Consider the following 6427-nt stretch of genomic DNA (forward strand, 5'->3'; position numbering starts at 1 on the left):
GCAGGCCCGTTCCTCGGCGCTGGACGATGAGTTCCGGCAGTCGCAGATCGCGGCGCAGCAGCAGAAGCCGACGCGGCGCGCGGTGGGGACGGAGAAGGTGCTCGGGCCGGATGGGAAGCCTCGACTGGCGACGCGCTATGCGGACGGGGGCTTTGAGTTGTCCGACATGCAGCCCTACGAGAAGCCGGACGCGCCGCGGGCGCCGATCCTCGGGACGCCGGAGTACCTGAAGGCGCAGGAGGAGGTGGAGCGGATGCGCGCCCGCTACCGCCCCCCGCCGTCGCCCTCCGCGCCGAACTTCCAGATCCTGCCCACGGGGGACGGGTACGTCGCGGTGAACCCCAAGACACTCGACACCAAGCCGGTACAGGCGCCGGGTGGACAGGGCAGGTTGCAGCCGCGGCAGTCGTCGGGCATCTCGGAGAAGGTGATCGCCAACCAGAAGGCGATGTCGGCGGTGGACGATGCGATCGCCAAGCTCGGGTCACACCCCAAGGCGGTGGGACTCGGCCGCGGGATTTGGGACTTTGCCGACCAGCGACTGGACCCCGAGGGCGTGCAGGCGCGGGCGAGCCTGGCCGACGTGGGATCGCTCCAGCTGCACGACCGCTCCGGCGCCGCGGTGACGGCCTCGGAATGGCCCCGACTCGCCCCGTTCATCCCCCGTAGCAGCGACACGCCGCAGGCCGCGATGCAGAAGCTGAAGCGGCTCCGGGCGATGATCGCGATTGAAACTCGCGTGCTCGCCAAAGCCCCGAGTGCGTCCACGCCGGGCGCGGGGACGAGCACGGACGGTGGCCCCAACCTGGAGCGGTTCTGATGACGGCGCCCTTCTTCGCGCAGTCCGGTGGTGGGGACGACGAGGCCCGCCGCCGCATCGCCAAGCAGGCCGCACAGAAGGCCATCGCCGCAGGGCAGATCAAGACCGACGCGGATCTCGACGCCTTCATGTCGCAGTATGGCGTCACCCCGAAGGGCGCGACCGCCCCGAGCGATGGCGCCCCGTTCGACAAGGGACCGGGCGCCTCGCGCAGTTTCGGCGGGCCGCCCGGGTTCGTGCAGCAGTCGGCGCTGAATGCGCGCGACGTGGCCCGGCAGGTGGGGGAAGGGGCGCTGTTCGGGTGGGCCGATGAAGCCGAGGCGGGACTCCGCACCGGGTTCGGCACCCGCGGCGACTACGGCGCAACGCGCGACCAGATCGCGGGCGAGAACGAGCAGTTCACCGCGGGCAACCCCAAGGTGAGTCTGGGGGCCAACCTGCTCGGGGCCGTGGCGGGGCCGGGGAAGGCGGTGCGGGCCGCGGAGAAGGCGGGGCTGTCCATCCCGCGGGCGGTGAATCCCGTACTGCGCGGGGTGCAGCGCGCGGGCGCGGGAGCCGTCGCGGGTGGCGTCACGGGTGCCGGACTCGCCAACGAGGACCGCGCTGGCGGGGCCGTGATGGGCGGGGCCACGGGTGGTGTGTTCGGCGGGGCCGTGCTCCCCTTCCTTGGATGGGCGGGCCGGGCGGCCACGAACACGCGCGCCGGGCAGGCGGCGGTGGAGGGCGGTGGGCGGCTCGTGGAGTCGGCGGCCCGCGCGTTCGGACAGCGGGCCCCCGAGGTGGTGGCCGCGCCCGTGGAGGCGGCCGGGGCGCGCGTGGGGCAGGCCAGCCGCGACATCTACAAGCAGCGCGCGGCGCGACTCGTGGCGGCGAGGCTGGGGCGCACAGGGATGCAGGACGCCGAGCGAGTCATTGCGGAAGCCAACCAGAAGTTCGGCGTGGACCTGACGCTGGCCGACGTGACCCGGAACCTCTCGGGCCTCGCCCGCACCGCGACGAACGTCCCCGGCAAGGCGCGGGACGACATCCCCGAGTTCTTCACCGGCCGCCAGCTCGACATGCAGCAGGAAGCCGCGGACCAGGTGGGCAAGCTCACGGGCACGCCGAACAAGCCGGTGGCAGAAGTGAAGGACGCGCTGGTGCGGGGTCGGCAGGCGGTGAGCGCGAAGAACTACCCCGTGGCGTACGCCGAGGGCGAAGTCACGGCCACGCCGGAACTGCGGAAGGTGCTGAACGACCCCGACGTGCGAAGCCTCTACGCCCGCGCGCTGGAGAACGAACGTCGCCTGCGGAGCGCGGGGGAGTCGTTCCACCCGCTCCCCGAACTGGACAGCCGGAGCCCGCTCTACCCCGCGAAGCCTGCGGGCGGCCATCACGGGGCCCCCGCCGAACCGGCCAAGCAGTTGTTCGGCGCGAATGGCGACGTGGTGAGCACGATCAAGCCAGACCGCGCCGCGACCCGCAACCCGACCGTGGCGGAAATCGACGCCATCAAGAAGCAGTTGGACGGGGAGATCGAGTACCTGACCGAACGGGCGAAGGCCGGGCAGCTCAACGCCGACGAACAGGGACGGCTCGTGGGCTACCAGGCGCTCCGTGGTCGGCTCCTCGGGGAAACCGAGAAGGCGCTCCCCAAGGGGGAGTCCGGCCTCTCCACCTACGCCACGGCCCGCGCCGAGGACCAGGCGCCGCGCGTGGTGGAGGAGGCGTTGCAGGATGGGCAGCGGTTCCTGAAGCTGACCAACGGGGACCAGGCGCGGGCGATGATCGGGAAGTACGCGAGCGACCCCGCGCAACTCGACATGCTCCGGCAGTCGGTGGGGAAGGCGCTGATGGACGAGGCCACGGCGCTGAACAAGGTGGGCACCGGCAACCCGCTCCAGGTGCTGACCCCGCAGCGGCGGCGGCTACTCCGGGAACTCTACCCGGCGGAAACGGCGAAGCAGATCGAAGGCTACTTTGACTTGCTCCGGCGGCGGACCTCGACGTTCCGCGACGTGACGGGCAACTCCACCACGGCCCGCCAGCTCCTCGACGCGACCGGCGCGAGCAATACGCTCCAAGGCTTCACCAAGGGCGCGCAGGCGCTGGCCGGTGGTCCGCTCCGGGCCATGACGGCGGGGGTGGATGCGCTGGCCCGCGTCACCAACAACATCAACGAGCCCACGGCCGACGCGCTCGGGGACATCCTTACCCGGTCAGGGCCCGATGCCCTGCGCCTCCTGCGGGAACTCCCCTCGGGCGCGACGGGGCAGGACCGCATCCGGCGCGTGCTGATTCAGCAACTCACCGGGCAGGTGGCCCCGTGAGTCAGGGGCGCGGCAGGCGCTCGTCCTCGACCGCGCCCGCGATGTCGTCGTCGGTAATCCAGTCGTCGGGCAGCACGCGCCGCCCGATCCACTCGACCATGAACCCGATCCCGTGGAGCTTCATCTCCACCCGGCGGAATCCCGCCCGGATGGTCCACGCGATCACCGCCAGCCCAGCGAACACCGCAAGTGCGAGCATAGCCGAACGGTAGGCCCCTCGCCCGCCCCCCGCCAGATCCCTCCCCCCGGAAAATATGCCCGACGATCCCACCCCGCCCCGGAAAGGGGCCTTTCGGCGTGCCGGGAAACCCTCCCTCCCCCTCGCCTTAGCCAAGGTCGCCGGGGCCAACCTCATTTCCCCCTTCTCCGACCGCCTCGCGGATGAGTGGACGGGGACAGCGATGGACGACTACGCCGCAGCCGGGGGTGACCCCGGCGCCCACGCGACCCTGTTTGGCCTCGCCGGGGCTGGGGGCGCGCTGGGGGGCAACGCCGCCCTCTCCGCTATCCCGATGGTGAAGGTGGCGCCCACGGCGTCCCGCCTCGCCCGGATGGGGGTGCGGGCGGCAGAAGGCGCCCTCACCAATTCGGCCGCCTCGGGGATCGGGAGCGTGATGGAAGGGGCGGACGGGGGCGAGGCGGCCAAGCGGATGCTCCTCTCCGCACTCGCGGGCGGTGCGATGGGCGGGGCTATGGGGATGCGGAATCCGAAGGCGGTGGTCCCTAACCCGATGTCCCCCGCCGCGACGGACCTCCGCGCCAACCTCTTGGCGTCGCTGGACCCGAAAGACCGGAGGTTTGCACTGAACGATCCGCACTTCGCCCGGGTGTTCAGCCCGAACGTTGGCCGCCCGCTTCCGGCGGTGAGGAGACCAGTGCCAATGCTTAATTTGAAAGCTCGGTCCGGAAAGATGGATTTTCGTCCCCGTCATAGTGATCCAAGGAGTATGTCTTCCGAAATACAAAGCGTCGCAGATTTGAGGCGCCTTCTCGGGGAAAACGCCGGTCTGTATGTGAGGTGGAGCCGCGGCGAGGCCCTGGACAAGTCTTCCGGGGAGCGCAGCCGAGATTGGGTAACCGGCCGCGTCCACGCTGGGCTGTCCGCTATCCGTCTCGACCCTGAGTGGTCCGCGGGCCGTATCGCGAGGGCGCTCAACGAGTACGGTCACCTCCGGGCATCTGCCGAGGGGCTGGAGCCGCACATCTACAGCGGTCGGTTAGTGGGTCGTGATAGCGACGGGTACGACTCCATACGCGACGTGAGGACTGTTGCCCGCGTAGCTCCGGAGCTTATTCGACTGCTCGATCGCGGACTGGCGGACGCGCTGAGTGAGGTGGAGTCGGTACAATCCATTGCGGCTCGTCTCGATCGCATTCGGGCGAGCCTTGCCGAGCCATCACTGTCCCCGCACTCGCGGAGGGACTTGGAGCGCGGTCTTTCGCAGACAGACGATGAGATGCGGGCAGCACGAGCTGAAGTGGCGAGGCGAATTGCGAGCGATCCGGCAATAGCGCGTGAGATCATGGCGGCGTATCCCGATCTCAAGCTCCCATGAACATGCCGGTGCCCTTATCTGGTCGTCGCGCGAGTGACCGTGCCCCCGAGATGCTGACGTTCGAGACGCAGAAAGTGCTGCGCTGGATCGTCGCGGTAGTGCTGATCCCGCTGGTGGCGTGGGCCTTCCGCACCTACGACGCCTCCAAGCTGGACACGACGCGGTTCGTGGTGGACTCCACGAGTCGGGTCGGGAAGGAGGAGATGCGGGACAGTCTCCTGCGCGCCATGAACGACCGGCTGCGGGACATCTACTGCGAAGGCCGCGGGCCGGGGTGCCGCTGATGAGCGTGCTGAAGGACGAGCGGGGCCAGTGGAGTGCCGCGCGCATCTTCGCCGCGGTCTGGCTCGGCAACAGCGTTGTGCTCGTGTGGTGGCGCCCGGACGTGTCGAATGCGGTCCTCGCGTTCCTGACGAGTATCGGGATGGCCCTCGTGACGTGGGCGGCCGGTCCCCGGATTGCGGCCTACCTTGCCCCGCAGATCGCGGCGGCGGCACAGGCGGTAGGACAGGCGAAGTTCGTGCCGCACGCATGGGAGGACGGCACGGAGGACGGGATTCTGTGAGCGCCCAGGGCACGCCCGTCCCGTCCGCGCTCACCGTCGTCAAGGCCATCGACATCCTCGCCCCCCGCTTCCGCGACGGCGTGCAGGCCGCGCTGATCGAGTGTCGGGGGAAGGGGCTGGACGCGGTGGTCTACGAGTCCTACCGGAGCCGCGAGCTGGCGCAACTCTACTACGCCCGCGGTCGGACGGTGAAGCCCCCGCACTACACCGTCACCAACGCCCCCGACAACACCTACTCGTGGCACGGCTACAAGCTGGCCGTGGACGTGATTTCCCGGAGCCGGGGATGGGACGCGAGCCCTGAATGGTTCGCAGAGGTGGCCGAGGTATTCAAGCGGCACGACTGCAAGTGGGGTGGGGATTGGAAGCGGGCCGACACCCCGCATTTCCAGTGGGGGAAGTGCAAGGCGTCCCCCTCCGACGAGGCCCGACGGCTTCTCGCGGAGCAGGGTTTGGAAGCCGTCTGGCGAGCCGTAGGAGCGATGCCATGACCCTGCAAGAGGAACTGGACGAGGCAATCGGAGAGGTGCGCTACGTCCTCCGCAAGCTGGAAGCCCTCCGACAGAAGCAACTGGACCAGCAGGTGGCCCCGCCGAGTGTGATCGCGGGGCCACTGTCGTTTCTGGAGGTGCGCCGCGACCGGCTGAGCGCCGAACGCGAATCCCGCGTCCTGACGCACCCCACCTGCGGCATCCCCTGCGCCACCTGCGACGACGAGCTACCGGGAGCGGCCGCGTGAGACACCGGGCCGCGCTCGTGGCGGCCATCGCCTTAGTCTCCTGCGCCAACCTCCCCACCCGCTCCGCTCCCCTCACGCCCCAGACACAGGACCGCCTCCTGCCCGTCCAGCCGTGGCCGGAGCTGGATCGGTGGTGGCAGGAGGTGCGGGCCTGCACCGGCAAGACCTCGAGCCCCGTCACGCGCCCCCCGCTCTACCTCTGGAGCGATACCGCGCTGACGGTGGACCGGCTGACGCCACTCGATGGGGCGTACCTGCTCCATCAGCGGCTCATCATCGTGCGCCGCTACGACCCCCGGATCATCCGGCACGAGATGGTCCATGCCCTCCTCGCCCCCGACACGTCCCATGCGGCGTGGGTGGGGGTGGCCTGTGGGGCAATCCTGCGGTGGCCCTGACGGGACGTGTCTACGAATCCGCCCATTGCTATGCACGTCG

9 protein-coding genes are annotated in these 6427 nt (G+C 70.0%); 8 read left to right on the plus strand and 1 reads right to left on the minus strand.

Annotated features, from left to right (window positions below; translation table 11 throughout):
• The coding region (locus ACYC1Z_RS13570) for a hypothetical protein (protein WP_461410056.1) at nucleotides 1-820 on the plus strand (820 nt) is incomplete at its 5' end.
• The gene (locus ACYC1Z_RS13575; protein WP_461410057.1) at nucleotides 820-3129 is read left to right on the plus strand and encodes a hypothetical protein; all 2310 of its coding nucleotides are present in this window, start codon (nucleotides 820-822) and stop codon (nucleotides 3127-3129) included. The genes ACYC1Z_RS13570 and ACYC1Z_RS13575, both read left to right, overlap by 1 nt.
• A gap of 1 nt (nucleotide 3130) precedes the next feature.
• Here ACYC1Z_RS13575 and ACYC1Z_RS13580 read toward each other — a convergent pair whose 3' ends face one another.
• On the minus strand, nucleotides 3131-3328 hold the full coding sequence (locus ACYC1Z_RS13580) for a hypothetical protein (protein WP_461410058.1): 198 nt from the start codon (nucleotides 3326-3328) through the stop codon (nucleotides 3131-3133).
• A gap of 202 nt (nucleotides 3329-3530) precedes the next feature.
• Here ACYC1Z_RS13580 and ACYC1Z_RS13585 point away from each other — a divergent pair, with 202 nt between their 5' ends.
• From ACYC1Z_RS13585 to ACYC1Z_RS13610, 6 genes are read left to right on the plus strand one after another with little or no spacing between them, the layout of a single operon-like run.
• The gene (locus ACYC1Z_RS13585; protein WP_461410059.1) at nucleotides 3531-4685 is read left to right on the plus strand and encodes a DUF6098 family protein; all 1155 of its coding nucleotides are present in this window, start codon (nucleotides 3531-3533) and stop codon (nucleotides 4683-4685) included.
• A gap of 50 nt (nucleotides 4686-4735) precedes the next feature.
• A complete protein-coding gene (locus ACYC1Z_RS13590) occupies nucleotides 4736-4969 on the plus strand; it encodes a hypothetical protein (RefSeq protein WP_461410060.1) in 234 nt (77 codons plus the stop codon).
• Entirely contained in the window at nucleotides 4969-5250 is a 282-nt protein-coding gene (locus tag ACYC1Z_RS13595; protein ID WP_461410061.1) for a hypothetical protein, read from the plus strand. The genes ACYC1Z_RS13590 and ACYC1Z_RS13595 overlap by 1 nt, the downstream gene beginning before the upstream one ends.
• Nucleotides 5247-5741, plus strand: coding sequence for a M15 family metallopeptidase (locus ACYC1Z_RS13600; protein ID WP_461410062.1), 495 nt, complete (start codon nucleotides 5247-5249; stop codon nucleotides 5739-5741). Before ACYC1Z_RS13595 ends, ACYC1Z_RS13600 begins: the two co-directional genes overlap by 4 nt.
• Nucleotides 5738-5989, plus strand: a complete 252-nt coding sequence (locus ACYC1Z_RS13605; RefSeq protein ID WP_461410063.1) for a hypothetical protein — start codon at nucleotides 5738-5740, stop codon at nucleotides 5987-5989. Before ACYC1Z_RS13600 ends, ACYC1Z_RS13605 begins: the two co-directional genes overlap by 4 nt.
• Nucleotides 5986-6387 carry a hypothetical protein gene (locus tag ACYC1Z_RS13610; protein WP_461410064.1) on the plus strand — a complete coding sequence of 134 codons (402 nt, stop codon included), beginning with the start codon at nucleotides 5986-5988 and terminating at the stop codon, nucleotides 6385-6387. The genes ACYC1Z_RS13605 and ACYC1Z_RS13610 overlap by 4 nt, the downstream gene beginning before the upstream one ends.
• Nucleotides 6388-6427: the final 40 nt, after the last annotated feature.

It is taken from the genome of Georgenia sp. (genome assembly GCF_054605595.1).

What these genes read in the sequence shown, in the direction of transcription:
- ACYC1Z_RS13585 (WP_461410059.1), top strand. Translation starts at nt 3,531, where the DNA reads ATGGACGACTACGCCGCAGCCGGGGGTGACCCCGGCGCCCACGCGACC.
- ACYC1Z_RS13580 (WP_461410058.1), bottom strand. Translation starts at nt 3,328, where the DNA reads ATGCTCGCACTTGCGGTGTTCGCTGGGCTGGCGGTGATCGCGTGGACC.
- ACYC1Z_RS13590 (WP_461410060.1), top strand. Translation starts at nt 4,736, where the DNA reads ATGCTGACGTTCGAGACGCAGAAAGTGCTGCGCTGGATCGTCGCGGTA.
- ACYC1Z_RS13595 (WP_461410061.1), top strand. Translation starts at nt 4,969, where the DNA reads ATGAGCGTGCTGAAGGACGAGCGGGGCCAGTGGAGTGCCGCGCGCATC.
- ACYC1Z_RS13575 (WP_461410057.1), top strand. Translation starts at nt 820, where the DNA reads ATGACGGCGCCCTTCTTCGCGCAGTCCGGTGGTGGGGACGACGAGGCC.
- ACYC1Z_RS13605 (WP_461410063.1), top strand. Translation starts at nt 5,738, where the DNA reads ATGACCCTGCAAGAGGAACTGGACGAGGCAATCGGAGAGGTGCGCTAC.